Genomic DNA, 22,341 nt, shown 5'->3' with positions numbered 1-22,341 from the left:
CCACAGGAGACCCATAGATGAGGCGAAGCACAAGGAAGCGTCTCGGCAGACGCCTGGGCACGGTGACCGTCGGTCTGACGGTCCTCGGGATGGTCGTGTCGACCACGGCGACCCACGCCGCCGAGCCGGCGCGGCAGACGCCGCGACCCGGTGCCGTACGGACGAACAGCCCCACGGCGATTGCCGACACCGACCTGGCGCGGGTCGTCGCCGCGTCCGGCGGTGCCGTGCCGGTGACGCTGATCACCGGTGACAAGCTGCACGTCGGTGTCGACGACTCCGGCAAGCCGGTCGTCCGCGACATCGAGAGCGCGGCGCGGCCCGACGCTCCCCCGGTGGTGTTCCACACCATCACCCGCCAGGGCAGGACGTACGTCGTTCCGGACGACGCCCTCGCGCTGATCGGCAAGGGGCTGCTGGACTGGGGGCTGTTCGACCTGAGCCAGCTCGTGGCACTGACCGCGGCGGGCAAGGGCGGCACGGTGCCGGTGCTCGTCACCTACACCGGCACCGCCAAGGCCGACATGACGCGCAAGGTGGCCGGCGCCTCCGGCGGCAGGGCCCTGCCGAGCATCAACGGCCGTTCGATGAACGTCGCCGAGGACGGCCGCTGGTGGCAGCAGGTGCGGGGCAAGACGGACGCCACGTCCGCCGCCGCCCGGTCCGCCGGTTCCCTGGCCGGGGTCAAGAAGGTCTGGCTCAACGGCATGGCCCATGTCGACCTCGAGCAGTCGGTGCCGCAGATCGGCGCGCCCGTCGCCTGGGAGCGCGGCTACGACGGCACCGGCGTGACGGTGGCGGTGCTCGACACCGGTATCGACGCCACCCACCCGGACGTCGCCGGCAGCATCGTCGGCCAGGTCGACTTCACGGGCAGCCCCACCGGGGCCAAGGACGGCCACGGGCACGGCACCCATGTGGCGTCCACGGTGCTGGGCAGCGGGGCCGCCTCCAAGGGGCTGCGCAAGGGCGTCGCACCCGGCGCCAAGCTGCTGGTCGGCAAGGTCTGCGACGACAGCGGCCAGTGCCCCGACGACGGCATCATCGCGGCGATGGACTGGGCCGCCCACTCGGGTGCCAAGGTCGTCAACATGAGTCTGGGCGGCGACCCCACCGACGGCACCGACCCGATGAGCCAGGCGCTCAACGAGCTCAGCCGCTCCACCGGCACCCTGTTCGTGGTCGCGGCCGGCAACTCCGGCTTCGTCCCGCAGAAGGTCGTCTCCCCGGGCTCCGCCGACGACGCCCTGACCGTGGCGGCCGTCGACAAGAACGACGAGATGGCCAGTTTCTCCAACCGCGGTCCGCGGATCGGGGACGGCGCGGCCAAGCCCGACATCGCGGCCCCGGGCGTCGGCATCGTCGCGGCACGCGCCGCGGGCACGTCCATGGGCACGCCGGTGGACCAGTACTACACCGCGGCCGACGGCACCTCGATGGCGACCCCGCACGTGGCGGGCGCCGCGGCCATCGTCGCCGAGCAGCACCCGGAACTGACGGGGCAGCAGATCAAGGCGCTGCTGATGGACACCGCCACCGACCTCGGGCACGACATGTACGCCCAGGGCCGGGGCCGGGTGGACCTGGCGACCGCGACCAATCCGCGGATCGTCCCGAAGGGGACCCTGAACTTCGGCCGCCTGGCCTTCCCGCACGCGCCGGTGACAAAGACGATCACGTACACCAACCGCGGTGACGACGACACCACGTTGCACCTGGCGATGCCCGTCTCGTTCGCCGACGGCAAGCCCACCAAGGCGGGCCTGTTCACCCTGAGCACGGACACGGTCGTCGTGCCCGCCGGCGGCTCCGCCGAGGTGTCGGTGACCGTCGACGGCAGGGTGCTCGGCGACAACGGGCCCTTCGGCGGCTACAACGGGCTGCTGACCGCCCGCGACGACTCGGGCTCGGTGAAGCTGAGTTCGGGCATCCACACCTTCCTCGAAGCCGAGAAGTTCCCGCTGACCCTGAACGTCGTCCCCCCGGCGGGCGCGACCGACGTCAGCTACGGCACCGCCACCTTCCGGCCGGTCGACGACCAGGTCCACCTGCACACGGGCCCGGTGCTCGACATCGACCGGGACACGATGACCGAGCAGCTCTTCCGCGGCACCTGGGCGGTGCAGATGCCGGTCAGCTGGCGGGACGCGTCCGGCGAGTGGCAGCAGGCCCAGCCGATCGCCCCGGAGGTGGGCCTCTCCAAGGCCACCACCGTCACGTTCGACCTGCGCAAGGCCAAGCCGCTGAGCGTGCAGTACCCGGAGTCCACCGAGACCTACTCGGCCTCCGACGCCGTCAACCGGGTCTCGGCGACCGGGGCGTGGACGACGGGCACGGTGTTCTCGGCCGACTACAAGGCCGTCGAACCCCACTGGTGGGTGCTGCCCACCACCGGCAAGGTGAGCATGGGCACCTTCACCCATGACTTCTACAGCTCGCGGGTGACCCCCGCCGTCACTCTGCGCGCCTCCGGCGGCGGCGCCCCCACGGGCCTGTCCGCCCGCTACGCGACGCCGGACGCCACGGTGAGCGAGACGCAGATGTGGCTGAACGACGACGGCGACCCGGGCTTCCGCGAAGCCGCGATCCCGGTTCCCCGGCTGCCGGTCGAAGGTCACCTGCCGGTGGTCTACGCGGGCAACGGGACCGCCGCCGAGCTCGCGGACGCCGGCGCCCGGGGCAAGCTCGTCCTCCTGACCCCGGCCGACATCTGCCAGGGCACGTGCGACTTCGCCAGGCTGCGGGACGAGCGGGTGGCCGCCGCCGCGGCAGCGGGCGCCGTCGGTGTGCTGGTCGCGGCACCGGACCTGACCTCGCTGGGAAGCCCCGGCACGCTCGACCAGTGCGGGTTCGGGCCGCAGAGCTGCCCGGCGCTCCAGGCGTACACCGCGCTGCCCGTCGTGACCGTGCCCTACGCGCAGGCCGAAGGCCTGATCAAGCGCATCAAGGCCGACCGGTCGCACGTCCGGATCACTCTCGGCGGCAGTGCCGTGCCGACGGCGTACGTCGCCAGGTACCACGACGAGGGGCAGATCGGGACGGGCGCCTACCGGGTCCGCAAGGGCGATCTGGACCGGGTCGACCTGTCCTTCCACGGGGCACGGCCCGGTTGGGTCCACCAGCTGAGCTGGATGCAGCACCTGCGGGCCACGCCCGTCACGTCGCAGGTGTCCCTGCCGCACCCTGCCACGCAGAAGGCCATGACCGTTTTCGTCGCACGGCAGCCCGACGCGATCAGCCGGTTCACCGCCTCCTGGGCCGAGGACGGGGCGGACTCCTTCATGACGCACAACCGGACCGAGGTGAACGACCTGGTCCTGACCGGCAGGAACGCGATCCACTGGAACGCGGGACCCTCCGTGCCCGGAGCCGCGTCGCAGGCGCGGACCCCGTCCGGCTTCACCGTCTCGGCCGGACCGTGCTCGGGGTGCCGGCAGGGCGACACGTTCTACCCGAGTGTCTTCGTGACGGGCAGCGGCGGCGGCCGCCAGGCGCTGATGGGCATCGTCGACGACGAGCTGATCACGCACGACTTCACCGAGGTCCCCGCGTGCGGGCCGACCCCGTCGACCACGTTGCCGAACCTCGACTTCACCTGCGACTTCATGCTGCGGAACGCGTCCGGTGACGAGATCGCGCGGCACACGCAGCCGCTCCCCGACGTCGACTACCTGACCCAGTGACGGCACGAGAGACCGCGAAGGAGACCAACGCGATGAAGAACACGGTGCCGTCGGCACGACGCCGCAGAGGGGCCCTCATGGTGCTCGCAGCCGCGGTGATGCTGGCGCTGACCGGCTGCGACGGCGGTGACCTCGTCTCGTACGACCTGCCGGCGAAGTCGGCCCGGTACACGTTCGAGGCGAAGACCGACGACGTCAGCACGGTGTGGCAGTACACCTCCGCCGAACCCGCCAAGGACGACGCCCCGCAGCTGAGCCCGTGCATGGGCGAGGTGGTCGGCGGCGACACGGCGGCGTGCCGTCCGGAGCCGCTGATCTTCCTGCGCTACGACTTCGGTCTGGCGCTGGACAACACCGTCAAGGCCGGGGAGAGCCACGACATCACCGTCGTCGGCTATTACCAGGAACGCCTCACCGCTCTCCCCAAGGTGACCTCCCTGAAGGCGGAGACCACCTTCGACGGGGGCAGGACCTGGCGCCCGGCGACCACCCGCGCCACCGGGAAGAACACCTTCACCACGACGGTCAGGAACCCCCGGCGGGACCAGGCCGCCCACGGCGTCGGACTGAGGATCAGCGCGACCGACAGCCAGGGCAACACCGTCCGGCAGACCCTCCCCTCGGCGTACACGCTGCGCTGAGAGGCCGGACAGACACAAGGCCGGGGCGGGTCCGCCGTCCCGCCCCGGCCGTCCCGGGCGGCACCGCCCGAAGCCCGCACAAGGGGCTCTGTCAGCGCCGCCGCATAGCCTTCCGGTTGATCCAATCGCCCTACGTCCCGGGCGACTTGCGACCCATCCGGACTCACCCGGACGGGCACGCACGCACGCACCGGGAGGAAAGAAGTTCACTCCATGCGGGAACCGCGCAACCCGTTCCGCACGTCACGCCGCCGCGGATGGCTCGCCCTGGCGGCCGTGAGCGGTGTCGTACTCGCCGCCACTGCCGTCCCGGCCCACGCCGACGCCACCGAACCGACCGACTACCTCACCATCGCCGCGCCGTGGGACCTGCAACTCCCCGCCGCGGACGCCGAATCCGGCACCGCGATACCAAGAACGCTCACGCTGGGCGTCGGCCACGGCAACGCCGACAACAACGTGACCGGCGGCCGGCTCACCGTCGACGCCTCCGGGCTCGCGGACGTCGCCGCGGTGACCTGGCCCGCCGCTTGCGTCCCGGACGGCACGGCGGAGCTCACCGCCAGCTGCGACTTCGGAGCCATCGGCGCCGGCCCCTCCACCACGGTCGCCTCCCTCGACCTGCACGCCCGGACCGGCGCCGCCGCGGGTGCCTCCGGCCTCGTGCACATCTCCGCAAGCGCCGACACTGACTTCGGCCCACTGGACGCGGAACCGATGGACGTGACCGTCACCATCGGCAGCGGCCCGGACCTGTCGCTGAACCAGTTGCCCCGCCTCAAAGGCGTCGCCCCGGACACGGACATCCCCCAGCAGCTGCGGCTGGGCAACCTGGGCAACCAGACCGTCGACCGCACCCTGCTGACGTTCTTCGCCTCGCACGGCCTGGACTTCACCAACCGGTACGCCAACTGCGCCTACGCCGCCGACGACGACACCGCCAACCCCACCGGCACCAGCGTGGTGTGCGTCGTGGACGAGCCCGCCCGGCCGGGCCGGACCTACGACCTGTCGGGGGCCGCGGCGGTGCACACCCGAACGGCCGCCCTGTACGAGCGATTCGACTACTCGGCGCAGCCGTACACCGACGAGGCATACCAACAGGCGCTGACCGGGAAGGACTTCGTCCCCGGTTCCGGCGACCGGCTCACCCTGGAGCCCGAGGCGGCGCGCCGCGCGACCGGTGGCGCGGACCTGGATCCGGACCTCGATCCGGGCGACAACTACCGCGTCACGACCATCCAGGCCGCCAACACCGCCGACCTCAAGGCGGTCGGCGCCGAGGTGACCGGACAGCCCGGTGACACCGTCACCACCACCGTCGCAGTCGAGAACGACGGGCCCGCCTGGGTGGCCTCGCTCCTCGCCGGGGAACCGGCCGCGCTGGTCGACGTGACCCTCCCGGAGGGCACCACCGCCCTCACGGCTCCCGCCAACTGCCAGGGCGGCGGACGCTCCTTCCATTGCCGTACGCCGATCTTCCTCTGGGAGCACCACCGCAGCGACTTCACCTTCACCGTGCGCATCGACAGCCTGGCCCCGGCCAACGCCCCCGGCTCCGTGTCCATCGTCAACAGCCACTACGAGCCGCCGGTCAGGGACTTCGACCCGGACCTGAGCGACAACACCGCCCCCATCACCGCCGGCGCCGCCGCCGAGTGACGGCCCGCGGGCCGGGAGGCAGGAGCGCTGCCTCCCGGGCCGCCGGGCCCCCGGATCCCAGCTCGACCCGCTCGACACGGCTTCCGGTCGAACAGCGTGATGCGGAAAGGTGCCAATACGTTGCGCCGGCGTGTTCGACTAGGGCAGGCTGTCGGTTCTGTAAGGCCCTGCCCATGGCTTGTCCGTGCTCACCAGGCTTACGGGAGCCCGGAATTGACGTGCTGTTCCGTGGTTTCCAGGACCGGTGCACGATCAGGTCGGCACCAAGGGGCACGTTCACGTCCGTGAGGTCACCGAGCGGGCGACGCGGGAAGGAAACCGTGTGAGCCGGATCTCGGTCCGGGGATTCGCGGTGGCTTCGGCCACTGCGGTCACCACCGTGGGCGCTGTCGTCGGTGTCGCCTCCGGCAGCGAGCAGCCGGGCCTGCAGCCCGTCGCCGCCACCGACGCGATCACCGTCCTCCCGGACATTCCCGCCGGTCAGCAGGTTCAGCAGGCGTCGCTGACGCAGCAGGTCCTGGCGCAGACGGACGCCGCCGACGCCACCGCGCGGAAGACCGCCGAGGAGTCCGCCCGCAAGCAGGCCGCCCGGGACGCCACCGCCCGCAAGGAGGCCGAGCGGCAGGCCGAGGAGAAGCGCAAGGCCGACGAGCTGATGGCGAATGCCGCGTCGTCGACCGGCGTGGTCCAGGACATGGCCCGGGCGATCATCGGTGACTCCGCCCAGTTCCAGTGCTTCTCCAACATCGTCAGCCGCGAGAGCGGCTGGAACTTCACCGCGACCAATGCCTCCTCCGGCGCGTACGGGCTGGTGCAGGCCCTGCCCGGCTCCAAGATGGCCTCGGCGGGCGCGGACTGGCGCACCAACCCGCGCACCCAGATCAAGTGGGGCCTCAACTACATGGACAGCCGCTACGGCAGCCCCTGCGGCGCCTGGTCCTTCTGGCAGACCAACCACTGGTACTGAGCGGGCGCGCCGAGGGGTCCTGCCGCCGCATGAGCGGCGGATCATTTCGACATTCCGGACATAACTCACCATAACGGCCACGCTGCGGCGGGGTCGTTGCCCTGGCGGACGGGCCGGATCCCACCGGCGAAGGTGTGATCCGCGCCACCCCGACGGGCGACCCGCCGGGCGGCACCCGACCCCGCCCGAGGCGAGGATCCCCCGAACGGCGGCCACCCGCCGAACGGCCGTTCCCCCGGGCTCCGTGGCACCCGGCGCCCGTCCGCCGCCGGAAAGACGCACACGCCCCCTCCCCGCCGCCGGCACCCGCGCGGCCGGGGCGCGCCGGCCTGCGCCGACACCATCCGCACCGCCCGCCGGCGAAGAAACCCTGAACGCCCCTTGACGCTTCCCGAACAGCGGTGCCAACATCACGTCATCCAAAATGTTTGCGCAAACGTGCGATCGGACGGTCGCCGATGTTTACGCAACCATCCGGGGCTCCGTCCCATCGACGGGGCCCCGCACGACGACGTGAGGGATGGGATCATGGCAGCCATATCGCCGCCGTCCAGTACCGGCAGGGCGGCACCACCGCCCGGACGCAGGGGCCGGCGCTGGTTGGGATGGGGCTTCGTGGCGCCATTCATGATCTTCTTCGCGCTGGTCTTCCTGGCGCCGATCGGCTACTCGATCTACCTGAGCCTCTTCCGCGACCAGCTCATCGGCGGCACCTCGTTCGTCGGCCTGGACAACTACACCCAGGCCTTCCAGGACAGCCAGTTCTGGTCCGGACTCGGCCGCGTCGCGCTGTTCCTCGCCGTCCAGGTGCCGATCATGCTGGGCATCGCCCTGTTCATCGCCCTCGCGCTGGACAGCGGACGGCTCCACGGCCGGAACTTCTTCCGCATCACGATCTTCCTGCCGTACGCCGTCCCGGCCGTCGTGGCGACCTTGATGTGGGGCTTCATGTACGGCGACCGCTTCGGCCTGGTCGCCAACCTCAACGACGCCTTCGGGACCTCGCTGCCGAACCCGCTCTCCCCGAGCCTCGTGCTCGCGAGCATCGGCAACATCGTGACCTGGGAGTTCGTCGGCTACAACATGCTGATCTTCTACTCGGCGCTGCATGTGATCCCGCACTCCCTCTACGAGGCGGCCGAGATCGACGGCGCCAGCCAGCTGCGGATCGTCAGGTCCATCAAGATCCCGGCGATCCGCGGGGCGCTGGTGATCGCGACGATCTTCTCGGTCATCGGCAGCTTCCAGCTGTTCAACGAGCCGAGCATCCTCAAGCCGCTGGCGCCCAACGCCATCACGACGTACTTCACGCCGAACCTCTACACCTACTCGCTGTCCTTCTCCGGCCAGCAGCACAACTACGCCGCGACGGTCGCGATCGTCATGGGAGTGGTCACGATGATCGTCGCCTACGTCGTGCAGCTGCGCGGCATGCGGAAGGAGGCGTGACGATGGCCCAGTCCAGCACCAGCACCCTCGCGCCCAAGCGGCAGCGCTCCGGCTCCGTCCTGTCCGGGCGGTCCGCGAGCCGGCGCCGCTCCTCCGACCGGCCCAGGCGCAACATCCTGCTCACCGTACTGACCGCGCTCGTCGCGGTGTACGCCCTGATCCCGCTGGCGTGGCTGCTGATCAGCGCCACCAAGACGCAGAAGAACCTGCTCGACTCCTTCGGGCTGTGGTTCAGCGGCGACTTCGCCCTGTGGGACAACATCCAGCAGACACTCACCTACAACGACCACATCTTCGTACGGTGGCTGCTGAACACCCTGCTGTACGTGGTGGTGGGCGCGGGCGGCGCGACCTTCCTCGCCGTGCTGGGCGGCTACGGCCTGGCGAAGTTCAACTTCCCCGGCAAGCGGTCGGTGTTCGCGGTCGTGATCGGCGCGGTCGCCGTGCCGGGTGCGGCGCTGGCCGTGCCGACGTTCCTGATGTTCAGCAAGATGGGCCTGACGAACACGCCGTGGGCGGTCATCGTCCCCTCGCTCATCTCGCCCTTCGGCCTCTACCTGATGTGGGTCTTCGCCTCCGAGGCGATCCCGGACGAGCTGCTGGAAGCGGCGCGGGTGGACGGTTCGGGCGAGATCCGCACCTTCTTCCGGATCAGCCTGCCGCTGCTGGGGCCGGGCATCGTCACCGTCCTGCTCTTCACCGTGGTCGCGACCTGGAACAACTACTTCCTGCCGCTGATCATGATCAAGGATCCCGACTGGTACCCCCTCACGCTGGGGCTCAATGCCTGGAACGCCCAGGCCGCCACGGCCGGCGGGCAGCCCGTCTTCAATCTCGTGATCACCGGGTCGCTGCTGACCATCGTCCCGCTGATCGCGGCCTTCCTCTTCCTCCAGCGTTTCTGGCAGACCGGCCTCAGCGCCGGCAGCGTCAAGGAATGATCACCGGCGCCCGGCGGGCGCCGTGTCCCCCCTGCAGCCCTCTCCCCGGCACACCCCTGCGGTGGCCGTCGGGCGGCGCCGCAGTTCATCACCACAACGAAGTGAGATGCGATGACGAACAAGCCACTTCGCCGTTCGGCGCAGGCGTTCGCGGTGCTCTGCGCGGCGGCCCTGTCCCTGACCGCCTGCGGCTCCTCGGACGACTCCGGCTCCGGGGCCAAGGCCGCGGACGCGGGCAGCGTCGAGGCGGCGCTGAACAAGGGCGGCAACCTGACGGTGTGGGCATGGGAGCCGACGCTGAAGCAGGTGGTCAGCGACTTCCAGGCCAAGTACCCCAAGGTCAAGGTGAAGCTGGTCAACGCCGGCACCGGCAACGACCAGTACACCGCTCTGCAGAACGCGGTCCAGGCCGGCTCGGGCGCCCCGGACGTGGCGCAGATCGAGTACTACGCGCTCAGCCAGTTCGCGCTGGGCAAGTCCGTGACCGACCTCAGCCCGTACGGCGCGAAGGACCTGTCCAAGGCCTACTCGCCCGGCCCCTGGAACGCCGTCTCTCTGAACAACGGCGTGTACGCCCTGCCCATGGACTCCGGTCCGATGGCGATGTTCTACAACAAGAAGGTCCTCGACCAGTACAAGATCAAGGTGCCCACCACCTGGGACGAGTACCTCGACGCGGCCCGCGCGCTGCACAAGGCGAACCCCAAGGCGTACATCACCAACGACACCGGCGACGCCGGCTTCGTCACCAGCTTGATCTGGCAGGCCGGCGGCCACCCGTACACGGTGGACGGCACCAAGGTGAAGGTCGACTTCTCCGACCCCGGCACCAAGGAGTTCACCGCCGTCTGGCAGAAGCTCATCTCCGAGAAGCTGCTCGCCCCGATCAGCTCGTGGAGCGACCAGTGGTACAAGGGACTGGCCGACGGCACCATCGCCACGCTCAACACCGGCGCGTGGATGCCCGCCAACTTCGTCTCCGGCGTCCCCTCGGCCTCCGGTGACTGGCGCGCCGCCGCGCTGCCGCAGTGGGAGGCGGGCAAGACCGCCAGCGCGGAGAACGGCGGCAGCTCGCTGGCGGTGATGGAGGCCAGCAAGGACAAGGCCCTCGCCTACGCCTTCGTGAAGTACGCGGACAAGGACGCAGGTGTGCAGGCGCGCATCAAGGGCGGCGCCTTCCCGGCGACGACCGCGGACCTGAACTCCGACGCGTTCCTCAACACCGAGTTCCCCTACTTCGGCGGTCAGAAGGCGAACCAGATCTTCGCCGCCTCGGCGAAGAACGTGGCGCCCGGCTGGTCCTACCTGCCGTACCAGGTGTACGCGAACTCGATCTTCAACGACACCGTCGGCAAGGCCTACGTGTCCTCCACCCCGCTCCCCGACGCCCTCTCCAACTGGCAGGACGCCTCGGTGAAGTACGGCAAGGACCAGGGCTTCACCGTCAACTGACGCAACGGCACCACCCGTGGCCGGCCCGGCGGTTCCCCGGCGGGGAACCGCCGGCGCCGGCCACCCGGGGCCTCGCGGACCGCTGATCCGCGGCGTTCGGCCCCCCATAGACTTCTGACATTCAGCGGCTGATGTGCGTGACGAAGGGTACGGCGGACGTGGACGGGACCGGACAGAACTCGGTGGCCGCCGCGCAGCGACGGCGGCGCGGCGCGTCGATGGCCGACGTCGCGAAGCTGGCGGGCGTCTCGGCGCAGACCGTCTCCCGGGTCTCCAACGGCTTCCCCGGGGTGCTCGACGACACCCGGCAGCAGGTCCTCGCCGCGATGAAGCAGCTCGGCTACCGCCCCAACAGCGCGGCGCGCGCGCTGAAGAGCGGCGAGTTCCGCACGATAGGCGTCATCCTCTTCAGCCTGTCCAGCACCGGCAACATGCGCACCCTGGAGGCGGTCTCGTCCTCCGCGGCACGCGAGGGCTACGCGACCACCCTGCTGCCGGTCACCGCGCCCACGCAGGACGGGGTGCGCGGCGCCTTCTCGCGGCTCGGCGAGCTCGCCGTGGACGGCATCGTCATGATCATGGAAGTCCATCTGCTGGACGCCATGACGGTGGCGCTGCCCCCGGCGGCACCCCTGGTCGTCGTCGACTCCGACGCAGGTGACCAGTACTGCGTGGTCGACACCGACCAGGCCAGCGGCGCCCGCGCGGCCGTCGAGCACCTGCTGGGCCTCGGCCACACCACGGTCCGGCACATCGCGGGCCCCAAGGAGTCCTTCGCGTCCGAGCGCCGGGTCGGCGCCTGGCGGGAGGCCCTGGAGTCCGCGGGCCGCGAGGTCCCGGAGCTACTGCGCGGCGACTGGTCGGCGGAGTCCGGCTACGAGGCCGGCCAGCGGATCGCGGCGGACCCGGACTGCACCGCGGTCTTCGTCGCCAACGACCAGATGGCCCTCGGTGTGCTGCGCGCGCTGAGCGAGCACGGCCGTCGGGTGCCGGAGGACGTGAGCGTGGTCGGGTTCGACGACATCCCGGAGGCCGCCTCCTTCATGCCGCCCCTGACGACGATCCACCAGGACTTCGCCGAGGTCGGCAGGCGCTGCGTCGACGGCGTGCTGCGGCAGATCAGGGACGACGTCGCGGAGCAGGGCACCACGCTGGTGCCCACCCGGCTCGTGGTCCGCGGCAGTACCGCCCCTCCCCCGGAAGACCGCCGCCCGTGAACCGCTGACCCCCTCCACCACCCCGCCCCTCGTCGTCGCGCCCCGCGATGGCAACGCAAACATCCCGTCCCGGGCACCCCTCGCCGGCCCGTCCGCGAGACCCCGTGACAGCACCGCACGCACGTGATCCCGACTCCACTGGAGGAGCCCCCGCCATGCCCGTACTGCGGACAGAAGGGAACGAATTCCGCCTCGACGGCGAGCCGTTCCGCATCATCTCCGGTGGCCTGCACTACTTCCGCGTCCACCCCGACCAGTGGCAGGACCGGCTGCGCAAGGCGCGCCTCCTCGGACTGAACACGATCGACACCTACGTGCCGTGGAACCTCCACCAGCCGCGGCCGGACGAGTTCCACGCGGACGGCGGGCTGGACCTGCCCGCGTTCCTGGCGCTCGCCCAGGCCGAGGGACTGCACGTACTGCTGCGGCCCGGGCCGTACATCTGCGCGGAGTGGGAGGGCGGCGGCCTGCCGTCCTGGCTGCTCGCCACGCCCGACATCGCGCTGCGCACCGCCGACCCGCGCTACCTGGAGGCCGTCGACGCGTTCCTCGACCGGCTGCTGCCGCTCGTCACGCCGTACCTGGCCACCAACGGGGGCCCCGTCCTGGCCGTGCAGGTCGAGAACGAGTACGGCGCCTACGGCGAGGACCCGGCCTACCTCACGCACCTGGAGACGAAGCTGCGCCAGGGCGGTGTCGACGTGCCGCTGTTCACCTGCGACCAGCCCACCGACCTCGCGCGCGGCAGCATCCCGGGCGTCCTGAGCACGGTCAACTTCGGCAGCCGGCCCGCGCAGAACCTGGCGGCGCTGCGCGAGCACCAGCCCGAAGGCCCGCTGATGTGCACCGAGTTCTGGAACGGCTGGTTCGACCGGTGGGGCGGGGTGCACGTCGTCCGCGACGCCGCCAGCGCCGCCGCGGACCTCGACGAACTGCTGTCCGCGGGTGCCAGCGTGAACCTGTACATGTTCCACGGCGGCACCAACTTCGGCTTCACCAACGGTGCCAACGACAAGCACACGTACCGGCCGACCATCACCTCCTACGACTACGACGCGCCGCTGGACGAGGCCGGGGACATCACCCCGAAGTACCTCGCGTTCCGCGACGTCCTCGCCCGGCACACCACCGTGCCCGGCGGCCCCCTGCCCGAGCCGTCGAAGAAGCTCAACCTCCTCGGCGTCGCCCTCACCGGGACCGCGTCGCTGCTCGGCTCCGCGGACCGGCTGGGCGAGGCGGTGGCCGGTCCCCGTCCGCTGACCATGGAGGAACTGGGGCAGGACTTCGGTTTCGTCCTGTACGAGACCGAGCTGACCGAAGCGGGCCCGACCCTGCTGCACTTCGCCCAGGTCAAGGACCGCGCCCAGGTCTTCCTCGACGGCGCTCCGGTCGGCGTCCTGGAGCGCGAGCAGCACGAGCATGCGCTGGCGCTCACCGTCCCCGCGGGCGGCGCGACCCTGGCGGTGCTGGTCGAGAACCAGGGCCGGGTCAACTACGGCCAGGGCATCCACGACCGCAAGGGCCTGACCGGCCCCGTCAGCGCCAACGGCACCGAGCTGACCGGCTGGCGCAGCAGGCCGCTGCCCCTGGACGACCTGTCCGGGCTCGCCTTCGCCACCGGTGCGCCGCAGCCCGTGGGGCCGACGTTCCACCGCGGCGTCTTCGAGGTGGAGGGCCCCGCCGACACCTTCCTGGACCTGACCGGCTGGACCAAGGGCAACGCCTGGGTCAACGGCTTCGCGCTGGGCCGCTACTGGTCCCGCGGCCCGCAGAAGCGCCTCTACGTCCCCGGCCCCGTCCTGCGTCCCGGCACCAACGAGCTGGTGGTCCTGGAACTGCACGCCACCGCCCGCGCGGTCGTCGACCTGTGCGACACCCCGGACCTCGGACCGCTGGAGGAGTAGCCGGACCGGACCGGGTCACCCGGCCGCGCGATGCGGGGCCGGGTGACCCGAGGGGCCCTGTTCGGCCAGAGCCTGCCGGTAGCGGTGCACGACGAGTTCGACGAGCGCGTCATGGGTGCCGAGCGGCGCGGAGGTGAGGTGGGCGTCCGAGTCCGCTGCGCGCCGGGCGAACCAGCCGGGACTGAGCAGGTACGCGGCCACCGACACGCGGGCGTGCCCGGCCGCGCGCAGGGCGGCGACGGCCTCGGCGGGAGTCGGACCGGCGGCGCAGAGGTAGGCGGGCACGACCTCCCGCACCGCGGGAAGCCGGTCGCGCAGCAGCGCGGCCATGGCCGCGGTGTCGGCGTTGGCGGCCGGATCGGTCGATCCGGCCGCCGCCAGGACGAGCGGCCCGTCGCCGGCACGCCACCCGGCCTCGGCGAGGCGGTCGGCGAGAACGTCGGCCAGCAGGGAATCGGGGCCGAGCGCCGGCGCGACGCGGGCCCGCAGACGCGGCGCGGCGGCGAGGGCCGCGGGTATGTCGACGCGCAGGTGGTAGCCCGCGCCCAGCAGCAGGGGCACGACGACCACCTCGCCGTCCAGCCGCGCCAGGGCCTCCGGCAGCGACGGCGCCACCAGGTCCAGGAAGCACAACTCCACGCGCAGGCCGGGAGAGCGGGCGCGCACCCGGGCGAGGAGCGCCTCCGTCACCGCCACCCCCTCCGGGTCCCGCGTGCCGTGGGCCACGGCGAGGAGCGTCGGCGCGGGCCGGGCCGCGGGGGCGGCCGTCGTCATGTCGCCGTCAGGCGGTAGCCGCGCTTGGGGACCGTTCCGACGAGGTCGCCGTGCGGGCCGAGCGAGGAACGCAGGCGGGCGACCGCGGCCTCCACGGCGTGCTCGTCGGCGTCGGAGTCCGGCCATACGCGGCGCAGCAGTTCGGCGCGGCTGAGCACCCAGCCGGGCTTCTCGGCCAGCGCCCGCAGGAGCGCGGCGCTCTTCGGCGACAGCCAGTGGCTCTCCCCGTCGATGAGCAGCGCGCTGCCCTGGAGCACCAGCGTCCGGCCGTCGATCCGCACCTCGCGGCGGCCGCGCGCGGGCAGCGTCTCGGTGAGCGTGCGCACCAGCGCGCCGAGGCGGCCGCGTTCGGGCCACACCGCCGGCAGCCCCGCGTCGAGCAAGGGCCGCGCGCAGACCGGGCCGACGCAGACCGGGAGCACGTCGCCGGACATCGCCTCCAGGACCCGTTCGCGCAGCCCGTCGCTCAGGGCGGTCCCCAGGAAGGCGGTGATCGCGGGCGCACTGGTGAACACCAGGGCGTGGACCTCGCGGCGGACGGTCTGCTCGACCAGGCGCCGGACGGGTGCCGGGTCCTCCGGCGGCGCCCATCGGTAGACGGGTACCGGGACGACCTCGGCGCCCCGCTCGCGGAGCGCGGCACTGAACGCGGTGAGCGGCAGGCCGTGTTCCTGCACCGCGATGCGCAGCCCGGCCAGGGGGCGGGCGAGCAGCCAGGTGAGGAGTTCGTCGGTGGCCTCGCTCCTGGGCGACCATGCCTCGTCGAGCCCGCTGGCGCGCACCGCGCCGGTCGCCTTCGGACCGCGGGTCAGGACGACGGCGTTCCGGCAGGCGGCGGCCAGTTCGGCACCGCGGCCCCAGCCGTCGGCGGCGCTCATCCAGCCGCGCCAGCCCACGCCGGTCGTCGCGACGACGTAGTCCAGCGGGGCGGCCAGGCAGCGTTCGGTCGCACGGCGGAGGGCGATGTCGTCCTCCAGCGGGAGGATGCGCAGCGCCGGCGCCTCCACCACGCGGGCGCCGCGCCGGGTCAGGAGCGCGACGAGCTCGTCGCGTCGGCGCGCCGCCGTGACACCGACGGTGTATCCCGTCAGCGGACCGGGCGGCGGTGCCGGGGTGGGTTCAACCGGTGTGCCCATGGGTGCAGACTCGGGCCGCGCGGTTTCCGGAAGGTTGCCCGGGCGTCACACGGATGTGAGACAAGTGCTGTGCCGTGTTACGCCAGATGTCCTCGACCGCACCCCGTCCCCGGCGCGGCGTGAGCGACGCGCACCACGGGCGCAACGCGGGCGTGAAAGCGGTGTAACGCCCCGCGTTCAGGATCGTCCGCATGACGACCACCACCGACACCCACTGCCCGTACTGCTCGCTCCAGTGCGGCATGCGCCTGGAGGCGCCGCACGGGGCCGGGGCGCGGGTCGCCGAGCGGCCCGGCTTCCCGGTCAACCGGGGCGCGCTCTGCGGAAAGGGCCAGTCGGCCGGCGCGCTGCTCGCACCGGCGAGCCGCCTGAGCACACCGCTGGTCCGCGAGCGCGGCACGTTGCGCGCGGCGGGCTGGGACGAGGCGCTGGACCGGGTGGCCGAGGGCTTCGCCGCTGTCGGGGCCGAGCACGGCGCCGACGCGGTCGGGGTCTTCGGCGGCGGCGGTCTGACCAACGAGAAGGCCTACCAGCTGGGCAAGTTCGCGAGGATCGTGCTGGGCACCGCCACCATCGACTACAACGGCCGCTTCTGCATGTCGTCGGCCGCCGCCGGGAACAGGATCGCCTTCGGACTCGACCGCGGGCTGCCCTTCCCGCTGGAGGACATCGCCCGCACCGAGTGCCTGATCCTGGTCGGCGCCAATCCCGCGGACACGATGCCGCCCGCGCTGCGCTACTTCCGCGAACTGCGCGAGAACGGCGGCACGCTGATCGTCGTCGACCCGCGCCGCACGCGCACCGCGCAGCAGGCGGACATCCATCTGCAGCCGCTGCCGGGCGGCGATCTCGCGCTCGCCCTCGGCCTGCTGCACGTCCTGATCGCGGACGGACTGGTCGACACCGAGTTCGTCCGGACGCGCACCACCGGCTTCGAGCGGGCACGGGCCGAGGCGATGGCCCACTGGCCGGAGCGCGTCGAGGCACTCACCGGCGTGACCGCGGGACACATCCGCGAGGTCGCCCACGTCTTCGGACGCGCGCGGACCGGCATGGTGCTGACCGCGCGCGGCGCGGAGCAGCACAGCAAGGGCACCGACACCGTCGGCGCGTGGATCAATGTGTGCCTGGCCGCGGGAAAGGCCGGCCGGCTCCGGTCCGGCTACGGGTGCCTCACCGGCCAGGGCAACGGGCAGGGCGGGCGGGAGCACGGCCAGAAGGCCGACCAGCTCCCCGGCTACCGCTCGATCGAGGACCCGGCCGCGCGCGAGCACGTCGCCGGTGTCTGGGGCGTGGCCCCGGACACGCTGCCCCGGTCCGGCCGTTCCGCCTACGAGTTGCTGGACAGCCTCGGCAGGCCGGGACCGGACGGTGTGCGCGCGCTGCTGCTCATGGGTTCCAATCCCGTGGTCTCCGCCCCGCGCGCGGCACAGGTGACCCGTCGGCTGCGCTCACTGGACCTGCTGGTCGTCAGCGACCTCGTGCTGTCCGAGACGGCCCAGCTCGCCGACGTCGTCCTGCCCAGCGCCCAATGGGCCGAGGAGACGGGGACGATGACCAATCTGGAGGGACGGGTGATCCTCCGGCAGAAGGCGGTGGAGCCGCCCGCGGGGGTCCGCACGGATCTGTGGGTGCTGCGCGAACTCGCCGCGCGGCTCGGTGTCGACCGGGGTTTCCCCGACGACCCGGAGACGGTCTTCGAGGAGCTGCGGCGCGCCTCGGCCGGGGGCCAGGCCGACTACGCGGGCATCAGCTACGCGCGGATCCGGGCCGAGGACGGGGTCTTCTGGCCGTGCCCTGCAACGGACCATCCCGGCACACCGCGGCTCTTCCTGGACGCCTTCGCCACACCGGACGGCCGCGCCCGCTTCGCCGCGGTCACCGACCGCCCGTCGGCCGAGGTGCCCGACGCCGACTATCCGCTCCATCTGACCACCGGGCGGGTGCTGCCCCAGTACCAGAGCGGTGCGCAGACCCGACGGGTCGGCGCCCTCAACGCGGCGGCGCCGGGGCCCTTTGTGGAGTTGCACCCGCTGCTCGCACGGCGGCTGGCGGTGGCGGACGGGGACCTGCTGGCGGTCACCTCCCGCCGCGGCCGGGCCGTGGCACCGGCACGGATCACCGACACGATCCGGCCGGACACGGTCTTCATGCCGTTCCACTGGCCGGGTGCGGGACGCGCCAACACGCTGACCAATCCGGCGCTGGACCCGACGTCGAGGATGCCCGAGTTCAAGAACTGCGCGGTACGGGTGGAGCCGGCCCGGGACGCCTCGGCCGAGTCCGTTACAGGAGTAGGGCCATGACGGGCCGCCGCCGCATCGCGGTGGTCGGAGCCGGGATGGCCGCCGCGCGCTTCGCCGCCCGCTACGTCGCGCTCGGCGGAACCGGCCGCGTCACCCTGTACGGGGCCGAGCCCCGCGCGCCCTACAATCGGGCCCTCCTCGCCGACGTGCTGACCGGACGCCACGACGCCGAGGCCATCGCGCTCCCGGCCGGCGACGCCGAACTGCGCCTGGGCAGCGAGACCGTCGCCCTGGACCCGACTCGGCGAACCCTCACCCTGGCCGACGGCCGGACCGAGCCCTGGGACGAGCTCGTCCTCGCCACCGGGGCCAACCCGGTCCTGCCTCCCCTGCGCGGGCTGCGGCGCACCGACGGGGGCGGGCTGCGCGAAAGGGTGCACGCCCTGCGCACACTCGCCGACTGCGCACGGCTGGCCGAGGACGCCGCCACGGCGCGGCGCGCGGTGGTCGTCGGGGGCGGCGTGCTGGGCGTCAGTGCCGCCCGGGCACTGGCCGCACTCGGTCTCGCCGTCGAGATCGTCCACCAGGGCCCGCACCTGATTGATCGTCAACTCGATGCCGGAGCAGCGGCGATGCTCCGTGACGGACTGCGGCGCCTCGGCGTCGAGGCGTATGTGGGCAACCGCGCCCGGGCCGTGGTGGACACTGGCGAGGGCGACGCCGTCGAACTGGCCGGCGGCTACCGTCTCGGCACCGACCTGGTCCTGATCGCCTGCGGCGTCCGGCCGCGCACCGGCCTGGCCCACGCCGCCGGCCTGAAGGTCGCCGCCGGTGTCCTCGTCGACGACGCGCTGGCCGCCTCGGCGCCCCATGTGCACGCCCTGGGCGACTGCGTCCAGCACCGCGGCACCGTGCACGGACTGTCCGGACCGGCCTGGGAACAGGCCGACGTACTGGCCGCGCGCCTGTCCGGGGCGGACCCCGGCGCGCTCTACCGGGGCTCGCGCACCCCGGCCCGGCTCAGCGCGGGACCGCTGGAGTACGCCGCCGTCGGCGAGGCCCACCTCGACACCGAGGACCAGGCCGCCGACCCCGACCTGGACGTCCTGCGACTGACCGACGCGACCCGCGGCAGCTACAAGAAGCTCGTGCTGCGCGGCAACCGCCTGGTCGGCGCGATCCTGCTCGGCGACCTGGCCGCCGCGGGCGACCTCGCCTCCGCCTGGAGGCGCGACGACCCGATGCCCGACCCTCCCCTCCACCTCCTCACCCCCCGCGGAGCCGCCCGATGACGCACCGCCCGAAGGAACTCGTCCTGATCGGACACGGCATGGTCGGACAGCGCTTCCTGGAGGCGTTCGTCGAGCAGCCGCGGGCCGGCGACTGGCGGATCACCGTGCTCGCCGAGGAGTCCCGCCCCGCCTACGACCGGGTCCACCTGACCTCGTGGTTCTCCGGCACCAGCGCCGAGGAGCTGTCGCTCGTCCCGGCCGGTTTCCTGTCCCGGTACGGCATCGACCTGCGCCCCGCCGACCCCGTCACCGCGATCGACCGGGCCGCGCGGACCGTCACCACCGCCTCCGGCCGGCTGCACCCCTACGACGCGCTCGTCCTGGCGACCGGCTCCCGTCCGTTCGTGCCGCCGGTCCCCGGCCACGACGCGAGCGGCTGCCACGTCTACCGGACCATCGAGGATCTGGAGGGGATCCGCGCGGGCGCCGCCCGCGCCCGCACAGGCGTCGTCGTCGGCGGGGGCCTGCTCGGCCTGGAGGCCGCGGGCGCGCTCGTCTCCCTGGGTCTGGAGACGCAGGTCGTCGAGTTCGCCCCGCGCCTCATGGCCGTCCAGGTCGACGAGGGCGGCGGACACCTGCTGCGCCGCAAGATCGAGGAGCTGGGCGTCACCGTGCACACCGGCGCCGGCTCCCAGGCCGTCCTCACCGGCGAGGACGGCCGGGTGCGTGCCATGGAGCTCTCGGACGGCCGCGAACTCACCGCCGAGCTGGTCGTCTTCTCCGCCGGGATCCGGCCCCGCGACGAACTCGCCCGGCAGAGCGGTCTGCCGGTCGGCGAGCGCGGCGGCATCGTCGTCGACCCGCACTGCCGCACCGAGGATCCGCACGTCCATGCCATCGGCGAGTGCGCACAGGCTTCCGACGGCAGGGTCTACGGCCTCGTCGCCCCGGGATACGCGATGGCCGAGACGGCCGCCCGCTCCCTCGCGGGCGAGCACCGCGACGAGGCCGCGTTCACCGGCGCGGACACCTCCACCAAGCTGAAGCTGCTCGGTGTCGACGTGGCCAGTTTCGGCGACGCGCACGGCACGGCCGAGGGCGCGCTCGACGTCCTTTACAGCGACAGCCGCTCCGGTCTGTACAAGAAGCTGGTCATCGGCCGCGACGGGCAGTTGCTGGGGGGCGTGCTGATCGGCGACACCGAGTCCTACGACGTGCTGCGCCCCCTCGCGATCGGCGGCCGCCCGCTGCGGACACCCCCCGAGCAGCTGGTCCTGCCCGCCGGTCTCGCGCCCGCCGGGCAGGTCTCCCTGCCGGACGAAGCCGTGGTCTGCTCCTGCCACAACGTGAGCAAGGGCGAGATCCGCGCCGCGCTCGGCCGGGCGGACTGCGGGACCGTCACCGAGGTGAAGAGGTGCACCAAAGCCGGTACGGGCTGCGGGAGTTGCGTCAAGCTGCTCGGCACGATCGTCACCGAGGAGCTGGAGGCGGGCGGCGCCGTCGTCGACCGGGGCCTGTGCGAGCACTTCGCGCACACCCGCGCCGAGCTGTACGAAATCGTCCGGGTCACCGGCATCGACTCCTTCTCCGCGTTGATCGACGGACACGGCAGCGGGGAGGGCTGCGACATCTGCAAGCCGGTCGTCGCCTCGATCCTGGCCGGCCCGGGCAACGGCCACATCCTGGACGGGGAGCAGGCCGCCCTCCAGGACACCAACGACCATGTCCTGGCCAACCTGCAACGCAACGGCTCCTACTCGGTGGTGCCGCGGATCCCGGGAGGCGAGATCACCCCGGACGGGCTGATCACCATCGGCGAGATCGCGCGCGACTTCGGCCTGTACACGAAGATCACCGGTGGGCAGCGGATCGACCTGTTCGGCGCCCGCGTCGACCAACTGCCGCCGATCTGGCGGCGCCTGGTCGACGCGGGATTCGAGTCCGGCCACGCGTACGGGAAGTCGCTGCGCACCGTGAAGTCCTGTGTCGGCGAGACCTGGTGCCGCTACGGCGTCCAGGACTCGGTCCGCCTGGCGATCGAGCTGGAGCTGCGCTACCGCGGGCTGCGCTCGCCGCACAAGCTCAAGTCGGCGGTGTCCGGCTGCGCCCGCGAGTGCGCGGAGGCGCAGGGCAAGGACTTCGGCATCATCGCCACCGCCGCCGGCTGGAACCTCTACATCGGCGGCAACGGGGGTATGACGCCCCGGCACGCCGACCTCCTGGCGTCCGACCTGGACCGGGAGACGCTGGTGCGGACCATCGACCGGTTCCTGATGTTCTACATCCGCACCGCCGACCGGCTGGAGCGCACCTCCACCTGGCTCGACCGCGTCGAAGGCGGCCTGGAGCACGTACGGGCCGTCGTCATGGACGACGCGCTGGGCATCTGCGCCGAACTGGACGCGCTGATGGCACGTCACGTCGAGCACTACCGCGACGAATGGGCCGCCGTGCTGGACGACCCCGAGCGGCTGCGCCGCTTCGTGTCCTTCGCCAACGCGCCCGGCACGCCCGACCCCACCGTCACCTTCGTGCCGGAACGCGAGCAGATCCGCCCCGCCCGCCCCGGCGAGGACGGGCGCGTGCTCGCCCCCGCGCTGGTCGCCGGCCCCCGGCTGGAGGTGCGGACCGCATGAACGCGGTGGTCGAGATCTTCGACGGCACGGCCTGGACGCGAGCGTGCGCCTACGAGGACCTGGTCCCCGGCCGCGGCGTTGCCGTACTCCTCGCGAACGGGGAGCAGGCGGCGGTCCTGCGCGACCGGGCGGGAGAGCTGTTCGCCGTCGACAACCGGGACCCGTTCAGCGGCGCCCACGTGCTCTCGCGGGGCATCGTCGGCAGCCGGGGCGACGTACCGACGCTGGCCTCCCCGATGTACAAGCAGGTCTTCGACCTGCGGGACGGCCGCTGCCTGGACGAGGCCACCGCCCCCGACGGCACTCCCGCGGTCCTGCGGGTCTGGCCGGTGCGCCGCACCGCGGACCCGTCCTCGCGGCCTCCCGCGTGAGGCACGCACAGGCCCCGCGCCGCCGGCGCC

At 72.4% G+C, this 22,341-nt stretch carries 15 protein-coding genes; 13 read left to right on the top strand and 2 right to left on the bottom strand.

What is annotated here, in order from left to right; genetic code table 11:
• Positions 1–17: 17 nt before the first annotated feature.
• From ACIP64_RS28510 to ACIP64_RS28470, 9 genes are all read left to right on the top strand, one after another.
• On the top strand, positions 18–3,683 hold the full coding sequence (locus tag ACIP64_RS28510) for a S8 family peptidase (RefSeq protein WP_401592158.1): 3,666 nt from the start codon (positions 18–20) through the stop codon (positions 3,681–3,683).
• A 32-nt stretch (positions 3,684–3,715) separates the two neighbouring features.
• Positions 3,716–4,324, top strand: a complete 609-nt coding sequence (locus tag ACIP64_RS28505) for a hypothetical protein (protein WP_401592156.1) — start codon at positions 3,716–3,718, stop codon at positions 4,322–4,324.
• 213 nt (positions 4,325–4,537) lie between these two features.
• Entirely contained in the window at positions 4,538–5,986 is a 1,449-nt protein-coding gene (locus ACIP64_RS28500; protein ID WP_401592154.1) for a hypothetical protein, read from the top strand.
• Positions 5,987–6,308: 322 nt separating this feature from the next.
• Entirely contained in the window at positions 6,309–6,953 is a 645-nt protein-coding gene (locus ACIP64_RS28495) for a transglycosylase SLT domain-containing protein (RefSeq protein ID WP_401592152.1), read from the top strand.
• Positions 6,954–7,481: 528 nt separating this feature from the next.
• A complete protein-coding gene (locus tag ACIP64_RS28490) occupies positions 7,482–8,402 on the top strand; it encodes a carbohydrate ABC transporter permease (RefSeq protein ID WP_401592150.1) in 921 nt (306 codons plus the stop codon).
• 2 nt (positions 8,403–8,404) lie between these two features.
• Positions 8,405–9,343: a carbohydrate ABC transporter permease gene (locus ACIP64_RS28485; RefSeq protein ID WP_401592148.1), complete on the top strand. Its 939-nt coding sequence runs from the start codon at positions 8,405–8,407 to the stop codon at positions 9,341–9,343.
• Between the two features lie 111 nt (positions 9,344–9,454).
• Positions 9,455–10,795: an ABC transporter substrate-binding protein gene (locus ACIP64_RS28480; protein WP_401592146.1), complete on the top strand. Its 1,341-nt coding sequence runs from the start codon at positions 9,455–9,457 to the stop codon at positions 10,793–10,795.
• A gap of 158 nt (positions 10,796–10,953) precedes the next feature.
• Entirely contained in the window at positions 10,954–12,012 is a 1,059-nt protein-coding gene (locus tag ACIP64_RS28475) for a LacI family DNA-binding transcriptional regulator (protein ID WP_401592144.1), read from the top strand.
• A 155-nt stretch (positions 12,013–12,167) separates the two neighbouring features.
• Positions 12,168–13,916: a beta-galactosidase family protein gene (locus ACIP64_RS28470; RefSeq protein WP_401592142.1), complete on the top strand. Its 1,749-nt coding sequence runs from the start codon at positions 12,168–12,170 to the stop codon at positions 13,914–13,916.
• A gap of 15 nt (positions 13,917–13,931) precedes the next feature.
• Here ACIP64_RS28470 and ACIP64_RS28465 read toward each other — a convergent pair whose 3' ends face one another.
• On the bottom strand, positions 13,932–14,690 hold the full coding sequence (locus ACIP64_RS28465) for a sirohydrochlorin chelatase (protein WP_401592140.1): 759 nt from the start codon (positions 14,688–14,690) through the stop codon (positions 13,932–13,934).
• Positions 14,687–15,826 carry a uroporphyrinogen-III synthase gene (locus tag ACIP64_RS28460; protein ID WP_401592138.1) on the bottom strand — a complete coding sequence of 380 codons (1,140 nt, stop codon included), beginning with the start codon at positions 15,824–15,826 and terminating at the stop codon, positions 14,687–14,689. Before ACIP64_RS28460 ends, ACIP64_RS28465 begins: the two co-directional genes overlap by 4 nt.
• 191 nt (positions 15,827–16,017) lie before the next feature.
• On the opposite strand from ACIP64_RS28460, the gene ACIP64_RS28455 reads away from it, so the two are divergent.
• Genes ACIP64_RS28455 through ACIP64_RS28440 form a run of 4 tightly spaced genes read left to right on the top strand, consistent with a single transcriptional unit; the run spans position 16,018 to position 22,311 of the window.
• A complete protein-coding gene (locus ACIP64_RS28455; RefSeq protein ID WP_401592136.1) occupies positions 16,018–18,132 on the top strand; it encodes a molybdopterin oxidoreductase family protein in 2,115 nt (704 codons plus the stop codon).
• Positions 18,129–19,364, top strand: coding sequence for an NAD(P)/FAD-dependent oxidoreductase (locus tag ACIP64_RS28450; protein ID WP_401592134.1), 1,236 nt, complete (start codon positions 18,129–18,131; stop codon positions 19,362–19,364). The genes ACIP64_RS28455 and ACIP64_RS28450 overlap by 4 nt, the downstream gene beginning before the upstream one ends.
• Complete coding sequence (nirB, locus tag ACIP64_RS28445) at positions 19,361–21,940, top strand: nitrite reductase large subunit NirB (protein WP_401592132.1); 2,580 nt, start codon at positions 19,361–19,363, stop codon at positions 21,938–21,940. Before ACIP64_RS28450 ends, nirB begins: the two co-directional genes overlap by 4 nt.
• The gene (locus tag ACIP64_RS28440; RefSeq protein ID WP_401592130.1) at positions 21,937–22,311 is read left to right on the top strand and encodes a nitrite reductase (NAD(P)H) small subunit; all 375 of its coding nucleotides are present in this window, start codon (positions 21,937–21,939) and stop codon (positions 22,309–22,311) included. Before nirB ends, ACIP64_RS28440 begins: the two co-directional genes overlap by 4 nt.
• Positions 22,312–22,341 lie beyond the last annotated feature (30 nt).

This window comes from Streptomyces sp. NPDC088733, assembly GCF_044751185.1.
In the GTDB taxonomy this organism is placed as follows: domain Bacteria; phylum Actinomycetota; class Actinomycetes; order Streptomycetales; family Streptomycetaceae; genus Actinacidiphila.
The sequence above is the reverse complement of the archived record's forward strand: the minus strand, read 5'-3'. Positions and strand labels throughout refer to the sequence as shown.

Excerpts from the sequence above, each read along its gene's own strand:
- ACIP64_RS28460 (WP_401592138.1), bottom strand. The coding sequence starts at position 15,826 with ATGGGCACACCGGTTGAACCCACCCCGGCACCGCCGCCCGGTCCGCTG.
- ACIP64_RS28490 (WP_401592150.1), top strand. The coding sequence starts at position 7,482 with ATGGCAGCCATATCGCCGCCGTCCAGTACCGGCAGGGCGGCACCACCG.
- ACIP64_RS28500 (WP_401592154.1), top strand. The coding sequence starts at position 4,538 with ATGCGGGAACCGCGCAACCCGTTCCGCACGTCACGCCGCCGCGGATGG.
- ACIP64_RS28510 (WP_401592158.1), top strand. The coding sequence starts at position 18 with ATGAGGCGAAGCACAAGGAAGCGTCTCGGCAGACGCCTGGGCACGGTG.
- ACIP64_RS28485 (WP_401592148.1), top strand. The coding sequence starts at position 8,405 with ATGGCCCAGTCCAGCACCAGCACCCTCGCGCCCAAGCGGCAGCGCTCC.
- ACIP64_RS28505 (WP_401592156.1), top strand. The coding sequence starts at position 3,716 with ATGAAGAACACGGTGCCGTCGGCACGACGCCGCAGAGGGGCCCTCATG.
- nirB (WP_401592132.1), top strand. The coding sequence starts at position 19,361 with ATGACGCACCGCCCGAAGGAACTCGTCCTGATCGGACACGGCATGGTC.
- ACIP64_RS28480 (WP_401592146.1), top strand. The coding sequence starts at position 9,455 with ATGACGAACAAGCCACTTCGCCGTTCGGCGCAGGCGTTCGCGGTGCTC.
- ACIP64_RS28450 (WP_401592134.1), top strand. The coding sequence starts at position 18,129 with ATGACGGGCCGCCGCCGCATCGCGGTGGTCGGAGCCGGGATGGCCGCC.
- ACIP64_RS28455 (WP_401592136.1), top strand. The coding sequence starts at position 16,018 with ATGACGACCACCACCGACACCCACTGCCCGTACTGCTCGCTCCAGTGC.
- ACIP64_RS28470 (WP_401592142.1), top strand. The coding sequence starts at position 12,168 with ATGCCCGTACTGCGGACAGAAGGGAACGAATTCCGCCTCGACGGCGAG.
- ACIP64_RS28465 (WP_401592140.1), bottom strand. The coding sequence starts at position 14,690 with ATGACGACGGCCGCCCCCGCGGCCCGGCCCGCGCCGACGCTCCTCGCC.
- ACIP64_RS28440 (WP_401592130.1), top strand. The coding sequence starts at position 21,937 with ATGAACGCGGTGGTCGAGATCTTCGACGGCACGGCCTGGACGCGAGCG.